This window comes from Streptomyces spiralis (assembly GCF_014654675.1).
Taxonomy (GTDB): domain Bacteria; phylum Actinomycetota; class Actinomycetes; order Streptomycetales; family Streptomycetaceae; genus Streptomyces; species Streptomyces spiralis.
Map to the genome: position 1 here is coordinate 97,043 of NZ_BNBC01000012.1, position 16,975 is coordinate 114,017.

14 protein-coding genes are annotated in these 16,975 nt (G+C 71.8%); 12 read left to right on the forward strand and 2 right to left on the reverse strand.

Annotation, left to right across the window (positions count from 1 at the left end; genetic code table 11):
* Positions 1-205: 205 nt before the first annotated feature.
* Complete coding sequence (gene ftsY, locus IE318_RS15000; protein ID WP_030168306.1) at positions 206-1,417, forward strand: signal recognition particle-docking protein FtsY; 1,212 nt, start codon at positions 206-208, stop codon at positions 1,415-1,417.
* Positions 1,418-1,516: 99 nt separating this feature from the next.
* Here the strand turns inward: ftsY and IE318_RS15005 are convergent, their stop codons facing one another.
* Complete coding sequence (locus tag IE318_RS15005) at positions 1,517-2,188, reverse strand: bifunctional DNA primase/polymerase (protein ID WP_189900549.1); 672 nt, start codon at positions 2,186-2,188, stop codon at positions 1,517-1,519.
* 447 nt (positions 2,189-2,635) lie between these two features.
* On the opposite strand from IE318_RS15005, the gene nsdA reads away from it, so the two are divergent.
* The 6 genes from nsdA to ftsH all read left to right on the forward strand — a co-directional run bounded on the left by nsdA (position 2,636) and on the right by ftsH (position 12,448).
* Positions 2,636-4,117 carry a transcriptional repressor NsdA gene (gene nsdA / locus IE318_RS15010; RefSeq protein ID WP_189900551.1) on the forward strand — a complete coding sequence of 494 codons (1,482 nt, stop codon included), beginning with the start codon at positions 2,636-2,638 and terminating at the stop codon, positions 4,115-4,117.
* Between the two features lie 345 nt (positions 4,118-4,462).
* Positions 4,463-5,815: an ammonium transporter gene (locus IE318_RS15015; RefSeq protein WP_030168297.1), complete on the forward strand. Its 1,353-nt coding sequence runs from the start codon at positions 4,463-4,465 to the stop codon at positions 5,813-5,815.
* Complete coding sequence (locus IE318_RS15020; RefSeq protein WP_030168294.1) at positions 5,812-6,150, forward strand: P-II family nitrogen regulator; 339 nt, start codon at positions 5,812-5,814, stop codon at positions 6,148-6,150. The genes IE318_RS15015 and IE318_RS15020 overlap by 4 nt, the downstream gene beginning before the upstream one ends.
* A 45-nt stretch (positions 6,151-6,195) precedes the next feature.
* The gene (locus IE318_RS15025; protein ID WP_189900553.1) at positions 6,196-8,664 is read left to right on the forward strand and encodes a [protein-PII] uridylyltransferase; all 2,469 of its coding nucleotides are present in this window, start codon (positions 6,196-6,198) and stop codon (positions 8,662-8,664) included.
* A 130-nt stretch (positions 8,665-8,794) separates the two neighbouring features.
* The gene (gene ffh / locus IE318_RS15030; RefSeq protein ID WP_030168287.1) at positions 8,795-10,345 is read left to right on the forward strand and encodes a signal recognition particle protein; all 1,551 of its coding nucleotides are present in this window, start codon (positions 8,795-8,797) and stop codon (positions 10,343-10,345) included.
* Positions 10,346-10,471: 126 nt separating this feature from the next.
* Positions 10,472-12,448 (forward strand): ATP-dependent zinc metalloprotease FtsH, encoded by a 1,977-nt coding sequence (gene ftsH / locus IE318_RS15035; protein ID WP_189900555.1) that lies wholly within the window; start codon positions 10,472-10,474, stop codon positions 12,446-12,448.
* A gap of 8 nt (positions 12,449-12,456) precedes the next feature.
* Here the strand turns inward: ftsH and IE318_RS15040 are convergent, their stop codons facing one another.
* Positions 12,457-13,302, reverse strand: coding sequence for a methyltransferase domain-containing protein (locus tag IE318_RS15040; protein ID WP_189900557.1), 846 nt, complete (start codon positions 13,300-13,302; stop codon positions 12,457-12,459).
* A 530-nt stretch (positions 13,303-13,832) separates the two neighbouring features.
* Here IE318_RS15040 and IE318_RS15045 point away from each other — a divergent pair.
* The 5 genes from IE318_RS15045 to trmD all read left to right on the forward strand — a co-directional run bounded on the left by IE318_RS15045 (position 13,833) and on the right by trmD (position 16,895).
* Complete coding sequence (locus IE318_RS15045) at positions 13,833-14,435, forward strand: hypothetical protein (protein WP_030168278.1); 603 nt, start codon at positions 13,833-13,835, stop codon at positions 14,433-14,435.
* A 268-nt stretch (positions 14,436-14,703) separates the two neighbouring features.
* Positions 14,704-15,123: a 30S ribosomal protein S16 gene (gene rpsP / locus IE318_RS15050; protein ID WP_030168274.1), complete on the forward strand. Its 420-nt coding sequence runs from the start codon at positions 14,704-14,706 to the stop codon at positions 15,121-15,123.
* A gap of 5 nt (positions 15,124-15,128) precedes the next feature.
* Positions 15,129-15,368, forward strand: a complete 240-nt coding sequence (locus IE318_RS15055) for an RNA-binding protein (protein WP_030168271.1) — start codon at positions 15,129-15,131, stop codon at positions 15,366-15,368.
* Positions 15,369-15,447: 79 nt separating this feature from the next.
* Positions 15,448-16,062 carry a ribosome maturation factor RimM gene (gene rimM / locus IE318_RS15060; RefSeq protein ID WP_189900560.1) on the forward strand — a complete coding sequence of 205 codons (615 nt, stop codon included), beginning with the start codon at positions 15,448-15,450 and terminating at the stop codon, positions 16,060-16,062.
* The gene (trmD, locus tag IE318_RS15065) at positions 16,062-16,895 is read left to right on the forward strand and encodes a tRNA (guanosine(37)-N1)-methyltransferase TrmD (RefSeq protein ID WP_030168264.1); all 834 of its coding nucleotides are present in this window, start codon (positions 16,062-16,064) and stop codon (positions 16,893-16,895) included. Before rimM ends, trmD begins: the two co-directional genes overlap by 1 nt.
* The last annotated feature ends 80 nt before the right edge of the window (positions 16,896-16,975 follow it).

Genomic DNA, 16,975 nt, shown 5'->3' on the forward strand with positions numbered 1-16,975 from the left:
GCCTCGTTCGTGGGGGGCGCGAGATGCCGTCGTGGGGGAGTCGAGCGGGCCCTCGCGGGGGACGGTGACGTCGGGACTCTACGCGTACGGACGCGACCGGGACCATCGTACTTTGATCCGACTCATTGCTTTAAGTGGCGTTTGTCTCTCGGCGGAACACACAAACCGGTTCCCGCCGGTACCCATGGCCGATACTGGACGCGTTATGGAAACCATCATCCTTGCTGTAGTCATCGCCGTGGTGGTGCTCGGCGCGCTCGGCGGGCTCGTCGTCGGCAGCCGGCGGAGGAAGCCGCTGCCGCCGCCACCGCCCAGCCCGCCCGACATCACCGCCCCTCCGGCCGAGCCGCATGTCGGCGAGGAGGCCGAGACGCCGCGCGAGGAGCCGCGGCGGACGATCGAGGAGGTGGATCTTCCGGACGGCGCGCCTCCCGTCGCCGTGGAGGAGCCGCCCGTCGTCGAAGAGCTCCCGGTACCCGAGATCGAGGTTCCGGAGCCCACCGCCGGCCGTCTGGTCCGGCTGCGCGCCCGTCTCTCCCGGTCGCAGAACGCCCTGGGCAAGGGCCTGCTCACTCTGCTGTCCCGCGAGCACCTCGACGAGGACACCTGGGAGGAGATCGAGGACACCCTGCTGACCGCCGACGTCGGCGTGCAGCCCACCCAGGAGCTGGTCGAGCGGCTGCGCGAGCGGGTCCGCGTGCTCGGCACCCGCACCCCCGAGGAGCTGCGCGGGCTGCTGCGCGAGGAGCTGCTCACCCTGGTCGGCACCGACATGGACCGCGTCGTGAAGACCGAGCCCGCCACCAGCAAGCCGGGCATCGTGATGGTCGTCGGCGTCAACGGCACCGGCAAGACCACCACCACCGGCAAGCTCGCCCGGGTCCTGGTCGCCGACGGCCGCAGCGTCGTGCTCGGCGCCGCCGACACCTTCCGCGCCGCCGCCGCCGACCAGCTGCAGACCTGGGGCGAGCGGGTCGGCGCCTACACCGTGCGCGGCCCGGAGGGCGGCGACCCCGCCTCCGTGGCCTTCGACGCGGTGAAGGAGGGCAAGGAGATGGGCTCCGACGTGGTGCTCATCGACACCGCCGGCCGCCTGCACACCAAGACCGGCCTCATGGACGAGCTCGGCAAGGTCAAGCGCGTCGTCGAGAAGCACGCCCCGCTGGACGAGGTGCTGCTCGTGCTCGACGCCACCACGGGACAGAACGGCCTGGTGCAGGCCCGGGTCTTCGCCGAGGTCGTCGACATCACCGGCATCGTGCTCACCAAGCTCGACGGCACCGCCAAGGGCGGCATCGTGGTCGCGGTCCAGCGCGAGCTGGGTGTCCCGGTCAAGCTGGTCGGGCTCGGCGAGGGCGCGGACGACCTGGCCCCGTTCGAGCCGGAGGCGTTCGTCGACGCCCTCATCGGCGACTGACCGCCCTCCTCCGCACGGCAGCGCCCGTCCCCTGATCCAGTGGGGACGGGCGCTGCCGTCGTATGGGACGCGGTGCCGATGTGGACGTGAGCCGCTGGTTCAGTTCTCCCGCGCCCTCGAGCGATGGGCCACGTACGCCAGGGTGCCCAGCAGCAGGCGGGCCTCCGGGGGGCCCGCGGTGTCGAGGGCAGGTGGGCGCAGCCAGCGGACCGGGCCCCGGCCGCCGACATCCGAGGGCGGGGCCGTGAGGTACGTACCCGGGCCCAGGCCGCGCAGGTCGAGGGAGGCCGGGTCGTCCCAGCCCATGCGGTAGAGCAGACGGGGCAGCTGGGACGCCGTCCCCGGGGCGACGAAGAAGTGGGCGCGGCCGTCCGGGGTCGCGGTCACCGGGCCGAGGGGGAGGCCCATGCGCTCCATGCGGGTCAGGGCGCGCCGCGCGGTGGGCTCGGCGACCTCGATCGCGTCGAACGCCCGCCCGGCCACCAGCATCACCGCGGCGCCCGGCAGCTCGGCCCACGCCCTGGTCACCTCGTCGAGCGTGGCCCCGGCCGGGATCTCGGGGGCGAAGTCCAGCGGGTGGGCGCCCGGCGCCGGGCAGTCTGCGCGGCCGCAGGAGCAGGCGCCGCCGACGGCCCGCGCGCCCCGCACCACGTCCCAGCCCCACAGCCCCGTGTACTCGGCCACCGCCGTGCACTCCGAGGAGCGGTACGACCGGCCGCGCCGCCGCGCGCCGGAGCGGATCTCGCGAATGCCGCCGATCGTGAAGCCCATGCCCCCTCCAACGGGTCCGCCGCCTCGATGGTTACGACTCGGATGCGGATCGTGACTCTCTGTTCTCGGCCCTCCCCGGCCGCGCCGGCTCCAGGCGGCGTCCGGATGCGCCCCAGGTGGTGCGCTCGTCAACACGCGCCCCGGTGTGCACCGCTTCACCGGCCCGCGGTTGTCCTATGTCAAGTGAATCGCGCCAAGGCCACCGAGAGTTCATTCGAAGGGGTGGCGAATGGTGGCGTTTCAAGGATCCCCATGGCTGGAACGGTGATCGTAGGATTACTCTGAGTGTGCGAGTCCTGGGGGCACATGCACTCGTGGGTATGCCGGAGGCAAGTCGGCCCTCCGTTCGACGGGTGAGAACCGGCGGACGGGCGGCGGCGGTCACCGGCATTCTGATAGGGCTTGGCGCACTCGGCGACAAGTGGTCTCAGGAATGGGGGCGTTCCAGTGAGCGGCAAAGGCGGTAGCGGGACGAACGCTGCGAGCGACAAGCGCCCGAACGAGCTGCTCGCCTCGTGGTTCGTGCGCAGCGGCTGGTCCAAGGGCGAGCTCGCCCGTCAGGTCAACCGACGGGCCCGCCAGCTGGGCGCCAACCACATCTCCACCGACACCTCGCGCGTACGGCGCTGGCTGGACGGCGAGAACCCGCGCGAACCGATCCCCAGGATTCTCTCGGAGCTGTTCTCCGAGCGCTTCGGGTGCGTCGTCTCGGTGGAGGACCTGGGACTGCGCACCGTCCGCCAGTCGCCGTCGGCGACCGGCGTGGACCTGCCCTGGACGGGCCCGCAGACGGTGGCCCTGCTCAGCGAGTTCTCGCGCAGCGACCTGATGCTGGCGCGGCGCGGCTTCCTCGGGACCTCGCTGGTGCTGTCTGCGGGCCCGTCCCTCATCGAGCCGCTGCAGCGCTGGCTCGTGCCCTCGCCCCCGGCCCCCTTGGGCGAGCCCGAGCCGTCCGCCGCGAACCGCCGCCCCGGCCGCCTCTCCCGCCCCGAGCTGGAGCTGCTGGAGACCACCACCAGGATGTTCCGGCAGTGGGACGCGCAGTGCGGCGGCGGCCTGCGCCGCAAGGCCGTCGTCGGCCAGCTGCACGAGGTGACGGACCTCCTCCAGGAGCCCCAGCCCGAGGCCACCACCAGGCGCCTGTTCAAGGTCGCCGCCGAGCTGTCCGAACTGGCCGGCTGGATGAGCTACGACGTCGGTCTGCAGCCCACCGCGCAGAAGTACTTCGTGCTCGCCCTGCACGCCGCCAAGGAAGCCGGTGACAAGCCGCTCGGCTCCTACGTCCTGTCCAGCATGAGCCGCCAGATGATCCACCTCGGCCGCCCCGACGACGCCCTGGAGCTCGTCCATCTCGCCCAGTACGGCAGCCGTGACTGCGCCAGTCCGCGCACCCAGTCGATGCTGTATGCGATGGAGGCCCGCGCCTACGCCAACATGGGCCAGCCCGGCAAGTGCAAGCGCGCGGTGCGGATGGCCGAGGACGCCTTCGCCGACGCCGAGGACTGGGACGAGCCGGACCCCGACTGGATCCGCTTCTTCTCCGAGGCCGAGCTGTACGGCGAGAACTCCCACTCCTTCCGCGACCTCGCCTACGTCGCCGGCCGCAGCCCCACGTACGCCTCGCTGGCCGAGCCCCTGATGGAGAAGGCCGTACGGCTCTTCGCCGAGGACCACGAACACCAGCGGTCGTACGCGCTGAACCTCATCGGCATGGCCACGGTCCATCTGCTCCAGCGCGAGCCCGAGCAGAGCACCCGCTATGCCGCGCACGCCATGCAGGTGGCCAAGAAGGTCCGCTCCGAGCGTGTGAACACCCGTATCCGCAAGACCGTCGACAACGCCGTACGCGACTACGGCGACCTGGGCGAGGTCATCGACCTCACCGAGCAGCTCGCCGCCGAGCTGCCCGAAACCGCCGAGGCCGTCTGATCCCGCCCCCGAACCCCGTCACGACACCTTCGACCTCGTCACGACACCCTGAACCCCGGCCGCGGCCGGCCCTCCCGAACTGCCCGACTCGGCTCCCCCATGCCAGGTCATCGGAAGGCCGCCGCGGCCGGACTCGTGCCCGCGCGTAGTTCATCCATGCGTAACACGCACGGCGCCTTCGTCACCCCGGCGAAACAACGAGGGGCTTCCACTGAAACCGCGCTGCGCCAGTCTCATGGCGCATAACCGGCCCACCCCTCATGGCCCGGACACTGCCCGGACCCGATGCCCGGACCGCTCAAGGCTTCGCCCGCACGGGGCCGTACAACCGACGAGGAGACGCCGATGGCACCAGCCATCATGCTTGCGGCGGACGCACCCAAGCTGTCGTCCGCCAACACAGGCTTCATGCTGATCTGTTCCGCCCTGGTGATGCTGATGACCCCGGGCCTGGCCTTCTTCTACGGAGGCATGGTCCGCGTCAAGAGCACGCTGAACATGCTGATGATGAGCTTCATCAGCCTCGGGATCGTCACCATTCTCTGGGTGCTCTACGGCTTCTCGATGGCCTTCGGCACCGACCACGGCTCGCTCGTCGGCTGGACCTCCGACTTCGTCGGCTTCGGCGGGATCGGCAAGGCGGACCTGTGGCCCGGCTACACCATCCCGGTCTTCGTCTTCGCCGTCTTCCAGCTGATGTTCGCGATCATCACTCCGGCCCTGATCAGCGGCGCCCTGGCCGACCGGGTGAAGTTCACCGCCTGGTCGCTGTTCGTGGTGCTGTGGGCGACGATCGTGTACTTCCCGGTCGCCCACTGGGTCTGGGGCACCGGCGGCTGGGCCTTCGACCTCGGCGTCATCGACTTCGCCGGCGGCACCGCGGTGCACATCAACGCCGGTGCGGCGGCGCTCGGCGTGATCCTCGTCATCGGCAAGCGGGTCGGCTTCAAGAAGGACCCCATGCGCCCGCACAGCCTTCCGCTGGTCATGCTCGGCGCGGGCCTGCTGTGGTTCGGCTGGTTCGGCTTCAACGCCGGCTCCTGGCTCGGCAACGACGACGGCGTCGGCCCGCTGATGTTCGTCAACACCCAGATCGCCACCGCCGCCGCCATGCTCGCCTGGCTCGGCTACGAGAAGGTCCGCCACGGCGCCTGCACCACGCTCGGTGCCGCCTCCGGCGCCGTCGCCGGCCTGGTCGCGATCACGCCGTCCGGCGGCGCCGTCTCCCCGCTCGGCGCGATCGCCGTCGGCGTCATCGCCGGTGTCCTGTGCGCCATGGCGGTCGGCCTGAAGTACAGGTTCGGCTACGACGACTCCCTCGACGTGGTCGGCGTCCACATGGTCGGCGGTGTCCTCGGCTCCCTGCTGATCGGCTTCTTCGCCAGCGGCAAGGGGCAGTCCGACGTCAAGGGCCTGTTCTACGGTGGGGGTCTGGACCAGTTCTGGAAGCAGTGCGCCGGAGTCTTCGCCGTCCTCGCCTACTCCCTGGTCGCCTCGGCCGTCCTCGCCTTCCTGATCGACAAGACCATCGGGATGCGGGTCACCGAGGACGAGGAGATCTCCGGCATCGACCAGGCCCAGCACGCCGAGACCGCATACGACTTCAGCGGCGCGGGCGGCGGGGTCGCCGGCGCCCTGACCGCCGGCGCCGCCTCGCAGAGCATCCAGAGCGCGCAGAGCAAGAAGGTGGACGCATGAAGCTCATCACCGCCGTCGTGAAGCCCCACCGGCTCGACGAGATCAAGGAGGCCCTGCAGGCCTTCGGCGTCCACGGCCTCACGGTCACCGAGGCCAGCGGCTACGGCCGGCAGCGCGGGCACACCGAGGTCTACCGCGGCGCGGAGTACACGGTGGACCTGGTGCCCAAGATCCGTATCGAGGTACTGGCCGAGGACGATGACGCCGAACAGCTCATCGAGGTCGTGGTCAAGGCGGCCCGCACGGGCAAGATCGGTGACGGCAAGGTCTGGTGCCTGCCGGTCGACACGGCCGTCCGGGTGCGGACCGGCGAGCGCGGCCCGGACGCGCTCTGAACGGCATGACAGACGCGCTCTGAGCACGAGAACAGGAGTCGCCGGGTGACGGGTACGGATGTGCGGGACGAAGCGGAGAACTCGGGACCCGGCGGCTATGCGGCGGCCCGGCTGCGCCTCCTCGATGAGGGGGCGCGGTCCGGGCCGCCGCGCCGTGCCGCCCTCGCCGGACTGACCGACGACTGGCTCGCCGGCCTGTTCGACGCGGTCGCGGCCGAGACGGGCGCCGGACGGCCGCCGCGGGGCGTCTCCCTGGTCGCCGTCGGCGGCTACGGACGCGGCGAGCTCTCCCCGCGCAGCGACCTCGACCTGCTCCTGCTGCACGACGGCGGCGACCCCGGCGCGATCGCCGCCCTCGCCGACCGCCTCTGGTACCCGGTGTGGGACCTCGGTCTCGCCCTCGACCACTCGGTCCGCACCCCGGCCGAGGCCCGCAGGACCGCGGGGGACGACCTCAAGGTGCAGCTCGGCCTGCTGGACGCCCGCCACCTCGCGGGCGACGTGACCCTGACCGCCCAGCTGCGCACGACCGTCCTCGCCGACTGGCGCAACCAGGCGGCCAGGCGCCTGCCCGAGCTGAGGGAGCTGTGCGCCGAACGTGCCGCCCGTCAGGGTGAGCTGCGCTACCTGCTGGAGCCGGACCTGAAGGAGGCCCGCGGCGGACTCAGGGACGCCACCGCCCTGCGCGCCGTGGCCGCCTCCTGGCTGGCCGACGCCCCGCGAGAGGGCCTCGCCGACGCCCGCCGCCGGCTGCTCGACGTACGGGACGCCCTGCATCTGACCACCGGCCGCGCCACCGACCGGCTCGCCCTCCAGGAGCAGGACCAGGTCGCCACGGCGCTGGACCTGCTCGACGCCGACGCCCTGCTGCGCCAGGTGTACGAGGCGGCGCGGGTCATCTCCTACGCCAGCGACGTCACCTGGCGCGAAGTGGGGCGCGTGCTCAGGTCACGGGCCGTGCGGCCGAGGCTGCGCGCCATGCTGGGCGGCGGCAAACAGGCGGCGGACAGGTCCCCGCTCGCCGAAGGGGTGGTGGAGCAGGACGGCGAGGTGGTGCTCGCCCGTACCGCGCGCCCCGAACGCGACCCCGTGCTGCCCTTGCGCGCCGCGGCCGCCGCCGCGCAGGCCGGCCTCCCGCTCTCCCTGCACGCCGTACGCCGCCTGGCCGCCGCCGCGGGCCCCCTGCCCACGCCCTGGCCCGCCGAGGCCCGCGAACAGCTGGTCACCCTGCTCGGCTCCGGCCGCCCCACGGTCGACGTCTGGGAGGCGCTGGAGGCCGAGGGCCTGATCAGCCGGCTGCTGCCCGACTGGGAGCGGGTGCGCTGCCGCCCGCAGCGCAACGCCGTCCACGTCTGGACCGTCGACCGCCATCTGATCGAGACGGCCGTGCGCGCCTCCGCGCTCACCCGCCGGGTCGGCCGCCCCGACCTGCTCCTGGTGGCCGCGCTGCTGCACGACATCGGCAAGGGCTGGCCCGGCGACCACTCCCTGACCGGCGAGACCATCGCCCGGGACGTGGCCGGGCGGATCGGCTTCGACCGCGCCGACGCGGCCGTCCTCGCCGGTCTCGTCCGCCACCACCTGCTGCTCGTCGAGACCGCCACCCGGCGCGACCTGGACGACCCCGCCACCGTCCGCGCGGTCGCCGACGCGGTCGGCACCCAGAGCACGCTGGAACTGCTGCACGCCCTGACCGAGGCGGACGCGCTGGCCACCGGCCCGGCCGCCTGGTCGTCCTGGCGCGGATCCCTCGTCGCCGAGCTGGTCCGGCGGGTCTCCGCGGTCCTCGCCGGGGACGTACCCGACGACTCCGAGACCGCCGCCGCGCCCACCGCCGAGCACGAGCGGCTCGCCGTCGAGGCCTGGCGCACCGGCGGCCCGGTCCTGGCGCTGCGCCCGCAGCCCGAGGCGCCCCTCGGGGAGCCCTCCGGGGAACCCGAACGCCTCGGCGTCGAACTGCTGATCGCCGTCCCCGACCAGCCGGGCGTGCTGCCGTCGGTCGCCGGGCTGCTGGCCGTGCACCGGCTGACGGTCCGCACGGCCGAGCTGCGCGCCCTGGAGCTGCCCGACGGCGTCGACGACGGCACCGTGCTGCTGCTGAACTGGCGGGTCGCTGCCGAATACGGCTCGCTGCCCCAGGCCGCCCGGCTCCGCGCCGACCTCGTGCGGGCCCTGGACGGCTCCCTGGACATCGCGGGCCGGCTCGCCGAACGGGACGCCGCCTACCCGCGCCGCCGGGGCGTGGTGGCGCCCCCGCCGCGTGTGACGGTCGCCCCGGCCGCCTCCCGGCACGCCACCGTGATCGAGGTCCGCGCCCAGGACGCGCCGGGACTGCTGTTCCGCATCGGGCGGGCGCTGGAGGACGCGAAGGTACGGGTGCGCAGCGCGCACGTGAGCACGCTGGGCGCGAACGCCGTCGACGCGTTCTACGTCACCGGCCCCGCGGGCGACCCGCTGCCCGAGGAGGAGGCCGCGTCCGTGGCACGGCGGCTGGAGGAGGCGCTGCGGGCCTGACCTCGCGGTCCGCGCCGGGCGGGGTGTGTCCCTGCTCGCTGTCTTCAGCGGGTGGGGACGAATCGCTTGCAGGGCCGGATACCCTGGAGGGCAGCCCAAGACGACTCCTACTCCGAGGACCGACGCCGCTGTGTTCGATACTCTCTCCGACCGCCTCTCAGCGACTTTCAAGAACCTGCGTGGCAAGGGGCGGCTCTCCGAGGCGGACATCGACGCCACGGCGCGCGAAATCCGCATCGCCCTCCTGGAAGCCGACGTGGCGCTGCCCGTCGTCCGTACGTTCATCAAGAACGTCAAGGAGCGCGCCCTCGGGGCCGAGGTCTCCAGGGCGCTGAACCCGGCCCAGCAGGTCCTCAAGATCGTCAACGACGAGCTGGTCACCATCCTCGGCGGCGAGACCCGCCGCCTGCGCTTCGCCAAGCAGCCGCCGACCGTGATCATGCTGGCCGGTCTGCAGGGTGCCGGTAAGACCACCCTCGCGGGCAAGCTCGGCAGGTGGCTCAAGGAGCAGGGCCACTCCCCGCTGCTGGTCGCCTGTGACCTTCAGCGTCCCAACGCCGTGAACCAGCTCAGCGTCGTCGCCGAGCGCGCCGGCGTCGCCGTCTACGCGCCCGAGCCGGGCAACGGCGTCGGTGACCCGGTCAAGGTCGCCAAGGACTCCATCGACTTCGCGCGCACCAAGGTCCACGACATCGTGATCGTGGACACCGCCGGCCGCCTCGGCATCGACACCGAGATGATGCAGCAGGCCGCGGACATCCGGGACGCGGTCGGCCCCGACGAGATCCTCTTCGTCGTCGACGCGATGATCGGTCAGGACGCCGTGAACACCGCGGAGGCCTTCCGCGACGGCGTCGGCTTCGACGGTGTGGTGCTCTCCAAGCTCGACGGTGACGCCCGCGGTGGTGCGGCCCTGTCGATCCGGCAGATCACCGGCAAGCCGATCATGTTCGCGTCCAACGGTGAGAAGCTCGACGACTTCGACGCCTTCCACCCGGACCGGATGGCCTCCCGCATCCTCGACATGGGTGACCTGCTCACCCTGATCGAGCAGGCGGAGAAGACGTTCAGCCAGGAAGAGGCCGAGAAGATGGCCTCCAAGCTGGCGTCGAAGAAGGGCCAGGACTTCACCCTGGACGACTTCCTGTCCCAGATGGAGCAGGTCAGGAAGATGGGGTCCATCTCCAAGCTCCTCGGCATGCTGCCGGGCATGGGGCAGATCAAGGACCAGATCAACAACATCGACGAGCGCGACGTCGACCGCACCGCCGCGATCATCAAGTCGATGACCCCGGGTGAGCGCCAGGACCCGACGATCATCAACGGCTCCCGTCGCGCCCGTATCGCCAGGGGTTCCGGCGTCGAGGTCAGCGCGGTGAAGAACCTCGTCGAGCGGTTCTTCGAGGCCCGCAAGATGATGTCCCGCATGGCCCAGGGCGGCGGCATGCCCGGCATGCCGGGGATCCCGGGCATGGGCGGCGGCCCCGGCCGGCAGAAGAAGCAGCAGAAGAAGACCAAGGGCAAGCAGCGCTCGGGCAACCCGATGAAGCGCAAGCAGCAGGAGCAGGAGGAGGCCGCGCGCCGCGCCGCCGCGGCCCAGAGCGGCAACGCGCTCGGGCTGCCGCAGCAGGAGGGCCAGAACTTCGAGCTGCCGGACGAGTTCAAGAAGTTCATGGGCTGACACGCCCGGCGGGAGGCGCGCCCGGCCGTACCACGCGCGCCCGGCCGTACGACGTCGAGGGCGTCCCCCACATGGGGGGCGCCCTCAGCGCGTGCCAGGGCCGGGCATCTGCCGTAACGTCCAGATATGAGCAATGCCGCGCCACCACGCAAGGCACCTGATCAGCCGTGGCGCACCGAAGGCACCCCGGAGGAGCCGCCGAGGCGGCCCGGCGGGCGAAAGCTGCGCGGCAGATGGTGGGGGCTGCTCATCACTGCGGTGATCGTCTTCCTGGTGGCCTACGGCGGGCTGAGCTACTACAACACGGGCAACGAGCCGACGATCTCGTACACGGAGTTCAGCAGGCAGGTCGACGCCGGCAACGTCAGAACGATCTACTCCAAGGGCGACGCCATCCAGGGGCAGCTGAAGAGCGCCCGTCCCAAGCCCAGCGGCGGCGGCACCTACACCAAGTTCAAGACGCAGCGGCCGGCGTTCGCCGGCGACAACCTCTGGCAGAGCCTGAGCAGCCACAAGGTCACCGTGACCGCGCAGCCGGTGGTGCAGGAGCGCGGTTTCGTGTCCAACCTGCTGCTGTCGCTGGCGCCGATCGCGGTCCTGGCGGTGCTGTGGATCTTCTTCGCACGGCGGATCGGAGCGGGACTGGGCGGAGCCGGCGGCCTCTTCGGCCGCAGGACACCGCCCCGGCCGGTGGAGCTGCGGCCGGGCACCCAGCGCACGACCTTCGCCGACGTGGCCGGAATCGACGAGGTCAAGGGTGAGCTGGACGATGTCGTCGACTTCCTGAAGTATCCGGACGACTACCGCCGCATGGGCGCCAAGATGCCCCGCGGTGTGCTGCTCACGGGCCCGCCCGGCACCGGCAAGACGCTGCTCGCGCGCGCGGTGGCCGGTGAGGCGGGGGTGCCGTTCTTCTCGGCGTCCGCGTCCGAGTTCATCGAGATGATCGTCGGCGTCGGCGCCTCCCGGGTGCGCGAGCTGTTCGCGGAGGCCCGCAAGGTGGCCCCGTCGATCATCTTCATCGACGAGATCGACACCATCGGCCGGGTGCGGGGCGGCGGCGCGTCGATGGGCGGCCACGACGAGCGCGAGCAGACGCTGAACCAGATCCTGACCGAGATGGACGGCTTCTCCGGCTCCGAGGGCGTGATCGTGCTGGCCGCGACCAACCGCGCCGACGTCCTGGACCCGGCCCTGACCCGCCCGGGACGCTTCGACAGGCTGGTCTCGGTCGCGCAGCCGGACCGGGGCGGCCGCGAGGCGATCCTGCGGATCCACACCCGGGACATCCCGCTCGCGCCGAACGTCGACCTCGCCCGGGTGGCCCGTACGACCCCGGGCATGACCGGTGCCGAACTGGCCAACCTGGCCAACGAGGCCGCCCTGCTCGCGGTCAAGCGGCGGCAGCGGTCGGTCACCCAGGCCGACTTCTCCGAGGCCCTGGAGAAGGTGCAGCTCGGCGCGGAACGCGCCCTGGTGATGCCAGAGGAGGAGCGGCGGCGCACCGCCTACCACGAGAGCGGGCACGCCCTGCTGGGCATGCTCCAGCCCGGCGCCGACCCGGTCCGCAAGATCACCATCGTGCCGCGCGGCAGGGCCCTCGGGGTGACCCTGTCGACGCCGGAGTCCGACAAGTACGCGTACACCGAGGAGTACCTGCGCGGACGGATCATCGGCGCCCTCGGCGGCATGGCCGCGGAGCACGTGGTCTACGGAGTGATCACGACCGGCTCGGAGAACGACCTGGAACAGGTCACCAACATCGCGCGCGGGATGGTGGCCCGCTGGGGCATGAGCGAGCACCTGGGCCGTCTGTCGGCCCTGCCCAGCGACGCCCAGCAGGCATACGGGCTGGCCGCCGCGCCGCAGACCCTCGACACCATCGACACCGAGATGCGGCGCATCGTCGACGAGTGCTACGAGGAGGCGTGCCGCAAGCTGGGCGACCACCGCGACCAGCTGGACGCGCTGGCCGCGGCCCTGCTGGAGAACGAGACGCTGGAGGAGGCCGACGCCTACCGGGTCGCCGGCATACCGCGCCTGAAGAAGGACCCGGAGGCGGCCGCGGCAGACCCGGGACAGCCCCCTGGGCAGACCTCCTGACGGGACACCTAGGCGGTCCGCGCGATCAGATAGCGGAACACATTCGGCATCCACACGGTGCCGTCGGGCCGCTGGTGGGCGTGCAGGGCCTCCGTCAGTTCCTTGCCGACCTGGTTCTCGTCGCTCGCCGCGATCGCCGCGTCGAACAGCCCCGTGGAGAGCATGCCGCGGACCGCGCTGTCCAGGCCGGCGTAACCGAAGGGGCAGGCCACCCGGCCGGAGCCGTCCGGGCGCAGACCGGCGCTGAGGGCCACCTCCTCCAGGCCGTCGCGCAGCGCGGCCGGAGGATCGGCCGGGCGGACGACTGCGCGCACCACCGAGGACGTGGCGCACCGTTCGGGCGGTCCCCAGCCCGCCAGCACCACCGGCGCCCCGCGTTCGGCGAGCGGTGCGGCCGCGCTGAGCTGCCCGGCCAGGGCGGCCGAGTCGCCCGCGAGGCACCCGATGGGCTCGAAGGCGGTCACCAGGGTGTACGCGGGCGTCCCCGTGCCGGAGGTGTCCGTGAGGTCGTCGACCGGTCCGTCGAGCACGCGGGCGTCCGCACGCGCGCGCGTGCCCCATGCCTCGGGCTGCAGCCGCCGGCGTGCGAGAGCGAGCCGTTCGGGTGAACAGGGGTCGACACCGGTGACGGCCGCTCCTCTGGAGGCGGCCATGAGCAGGGCGAGCCCGGAGCCGCAGCCGAGGGCGAGCACCCTGGTGCCGCGGCCCACCTCCAGTCGCTCGTGGACGGCCTCGTAGAGCGGCACCAGCATCCGCTCCTGGATCTCGGCCCAGTCACGCGCGCGGGCCCGCAGATCCACCTGGGGCGGCGGCCCGGCGAGTTCCGCATGCTGCCGCACGAGCGTAGGTGTCATGGATAAGCGCCCCAATCCGCCGAGAGGTTGCCGCTGCCCGATTCCGTGGCCCCCGTGCGCCGCACTTCCCGTATGCCAGGTAACTCCCCGCTCCGCAACGCGTCCAGGGGTCGTGAGGCCATGGTTGGTGTCTTCCGGGCACCTGGCGCGAGATTTCACAATCCGGTAACCCGGGCCTCGCCGCGCCGTACGGTCGCCCACCGGAGCGGGCCGGTGCGGGACGCCGGGGACGCGCCCGGTAACGTCACGGCCGTCGCGCACGCTGACCCAGGTACAGGCTTCCGCTCGGGAAGCGGCCGAAACGCCTCTTGCACATCGTCCGAGGACATGCGCACCGGTGTGCGAGCCGGTCCTACGCGCGGGTGCGTACGCGGGCCTACGCACCACCTTGATACGAGCTGTGAGGCTTCTCCGCAGTTCAGCGCACCCGCCCTCGTCAGGACGCATCAGCGGCAACTGACGGGTACGTGAAAATTATTTGGGATGCCCCGGAATAGGAACACAGTGGGCCCCACGCTCGTTCTCATTACGTGAGCACGACACAGACACCACCTGTTCTCGCCGCGGAACTGGCGCAGGCGTGGGCCGACATTCAGCGGTACCACCCCGAGCTGCCGGATCTCGCCGCGCCGGAGTCCCTGATCGGGGAGTCGTCGTCCGCGTGCGGACACGAACTCTCCTTCGAGCGACTGCTCCATGAGGCAGTCCACGGCATCGCCGCCGCGCGCGGAGTGCGCGACACCTCGCGTGCCGGCCGCTACCACAACCGTCGGTTCCTCGCCATCGCCGAGGAGCTGGGCCTGGACCATCCGGAGGAGCCGCACCCGAGCAGCGGTTTCTCGCTGGTCACGCTCAGCCCCGAGGCGAAGCGGCGCTACCGTCCGACCATCGAGCGCCTCCAGCGCGCGCTGAAGGCGCACACGGCCGCCACGTCCGCCGACACCAGCCGCACCTTCCGCGGCCCGGCGGCCCGGCACGGCTCCTCCGGCGGCGGGGTACGGGTCAAGGCGGTCTGTGACTGCGGCCGCAACGTCCGGGTCGTCCCCTCGGTACTTGCCCAGGCCCCGATCATGTGCGGTGGCTGCGGGAAGCCGTTCAGGATCCCGGAGATCGTGGGCGCCGCGGCGAGCTGAGGTACGGCTGCTCGTGGCAGCCGTACCCCGGGGCCACGCCTCGAGCACCCGGAACGCCGGGTGCGGGTCAGGCGTGCCCGCGCGCGGCGGGTTCCGCCCCGCGCCAGAGGCGACCCGCGGCGTATGGCACAATGACTAGCTGTACTCGACAGCCGCACAGGACCCCTCTCTCCTCCGGCTGACGCGTCCGTCGGGCACTCGGGTACCGCAACCCCACGCGGCGTCTCCGCCGTGCCCAACCACGTCAAATCCAGGAGAACCCACTCCCGTGGCAGTCAAGATCAAGCTGAAGCGTCTGGGCAAGATCCGTTCGCCTCACTACCGCATCGTCGTCGCCGACTCCCGTACCCGCCGTGACGGCCGGGCCATCGAGGAGATCGGTCTGTACCACCCGGTGCAGAACCCCTCGCGCATCGAGGTCAACGCCGAGCGTGTGGCGTACTGGCTCTCCGTCGGCGCCCAGCCCACCGAGCCCGTGCTCGCCATCCTGAAGAAGACCGGCGACTGGCAGAAGTTCAAGGGCGAGCCCGCCCCTGCGCCGCTGCTGCAGCCGCAGGAGAAGGCCGCGCGTCCGTCGTTCGAGGCCCTTGGCGGCGAGGACGAGGGCAAGGGTGAGGCGATCACCCAGAAGAAGAAGGCTGAGAAGAAGGACGAGGCGGCCGCCGAGTCCGAGTCGACCGAGGCCTGAGCAGCATGCTCGAAGAGGCGCTTGAGCACCTCGTGAAGGGCATCGTCGACAACCCTGACGATGTGCAGGTCGCCTCGCGCAACCTGCGCCGCGGACGCGTGCTGGAGGTCCGGGTCCACCCGGACGACCTCGGCAAGGTGATCGGCCGCAACGGCCGCACCGCACGCGCCCTGCGCACCGTCGTGGGTGCCATCGGCGGTCGTGGTGTCCGTGTCGACCTCGTCGACGTGGACAACATCCGCTGACGCATCGCAACCGGCTCGGGCCGGGGAGGGCCACTGGGCCGTCCCCGGCCCGCAGTCGTATGACAGGAGATTTGGACACGTGCAGCTGGTAGTCGCACGGATCGGCCGTGCCCATGGCATCAAGGGCGAGGTCACCGTGGAGGTCCGTACCGACGAGCCGGAACTCCGGCTCGCGCCCGGCGCCGTACTCGCCACCGATCCCGCCTCCGCGGGACCGCTCACCATCGAGACCGGACGCGTCCACAGTGGCCGTCTGCTGCTGCGCTTCGAGGGCGTCGGCGACCGCAACGCCGCCGAAGCCCTCCGCAACACCCTGCTCATCGCCGAGGTGGACCCGGACGAGCTGCCCGAGGAGGAGGACGAGTACTACGACCATCAGCTGATCGACCTCGACGTGGTCACCGAGGACGGTGAGACGGTCGGCCGGATCAGCGAGATCTCGCACCTGCCCTCCCAGGACCTGTTCATCGTCGAGCGTCCGGACGGCACCGAGGTGATGATCCCCTTCGTCGCGGAGATCGTCACCGAGATCGACCTGGAGGAGCAGAGGGCCGTCATCGCGCCGCCGCCGGGTCTGATCGACGACCGTGCCGAGATCGCCTCCTCGCGGGACGCCGCCTCCTGGCAGGCGCCCGAGGCCGCCGAGGACTCCGAGGCCCCCCAGGCAGCCGAGGACTCCGGAGACGAGTCCTGATGCGCCTCGACGTCGTCACGATCTTCCCCGAGTACCTGGAGCCGCTGAACGTCTCCCTCGTCGGCAAGGCACGCGCGCGCGGGCAGCTGAACGTGCACGTGCACGATCTGCGCTCCTGGACGCACGACCGCCACAACACGGTCGACGACACCCCGTACGGCGGCGGTCCCGGCATGGTGATGATGACCGGGCCCTGGGGCGACGCCCTGGACTCCGTCCTCGCCGACGGCTACGAGACCGGCTCCCGGGCGCCCGCGCTGATCGTCCCGACCCCCAGCGGGCGCCCCTTCACCCAGGAACTCGCCGTCGAGCTCTCCGAACGCCCCTGGCTGATCTTCACCCCGGCCCGCTACGAGGGCATCGACCGCCGGGTCGTGGACGAGTACGCGACCCGCATGCCCGTCTACGAGGTGTCCATCGGCGACTACGTGCTCGCCGGCGGAGAGGCGGCCGTCCTGGTCGTCACGGAGGCCGTGGCCCGGCTGCTGCCCGGTGTCCTCGGCAACGCCGAGTCCCACCGGGACGACTCCTTCGCGCCCGGCGCCATGGCGAGCCTGCTGGAGGGCCCCGTCTACACCAAGCCGCCCCGGTGGCGCGAGCGCGGAATCCCCGAGGTGCTGCTGAGCGGCCACCACGGGAAGATCGCCCGCTGGCGCCGCGACGAGGCCCTGCGGCGCACCACGGCCAACCGGCCCGACCTGATCGAACGCTGCGACCCCAAGGCCTTCGACAAGAAGGACCGCGAGATGCTGTCCATCCTGGGCTGGGCGCCTGACCCCGACGGCGAGTCGTACGGCCGATTTTGGCGCAGGACCGACGACGTGGAAGAATAGGCCGCTGCTGTGCGCCGTCCGGCGTGCGCCCCTGCCACAGGGGGACACGACGCCCGCCCCGACCGCACGGCGGTCCCTTT

What these genes read in the sequence shown, in the direction of transcription:
- trmD (WP_030168264.1), top strand. Translation starts at nt 16,062, where the DNA reads ATGCGCCTCGACGTCGTCACGATCTTCCCCGAGTACCTGGAGCCGCTG.
- IE318_RS15040 (WP_189900557.1), bottom strand. Translation starts at nt 13,302, where the DNA reads ATGACACCTACGCTCGTGCGGCAGCATGCGGAACTCGCCGGGCCGCCG.
- IE318_RS15015 (WP_030168297.1), top strand. Translation starts at nt 4,463, where the DNA reads ATGGCACCAGCCATCATGCTTGCGGCGGACGCACCCAAGCTGTCGTCC.
- ftsH (WP_189900555.1), top strand. Translation starts at nt 10,472, where the DNA reads ATGAGCAATGCCGCGCCACCACGCAAGGCACCTGATCAGCCGTGGCGC.
- ftsY (WP_030168306.1), top strand. Translation starts at nt 206, where the DNA reads ATGGAAACCATCATCCTTGCTGTAGTCATCGCCGTGGTGGTGCTCGGC.
- IE318_RS15055 (WP_030168271.1), top strand. Translation starts at nt 15,129, where the DNA reads ATGCTCGAAGAGGCGCTTGAGCACCTCGTGAAGGGCATCGTCGACAAC.
- IE318_RS15020 (WP_030168294.1), top strand. Translation starts at nt 5,812, where the DNA reads ATGAAGCTCATCACCGCCGTCGTGAAGCCCCACCGGCTCGACGAGATC.
- IE318_RS15005 (WP_189900549.1), bottom strand. Translation starts at nt 2,188, where the DNA reads ATGGGCTTCACGATCGGCGGCATTCGCGAGATCCGCTCCGGCGCGCGG.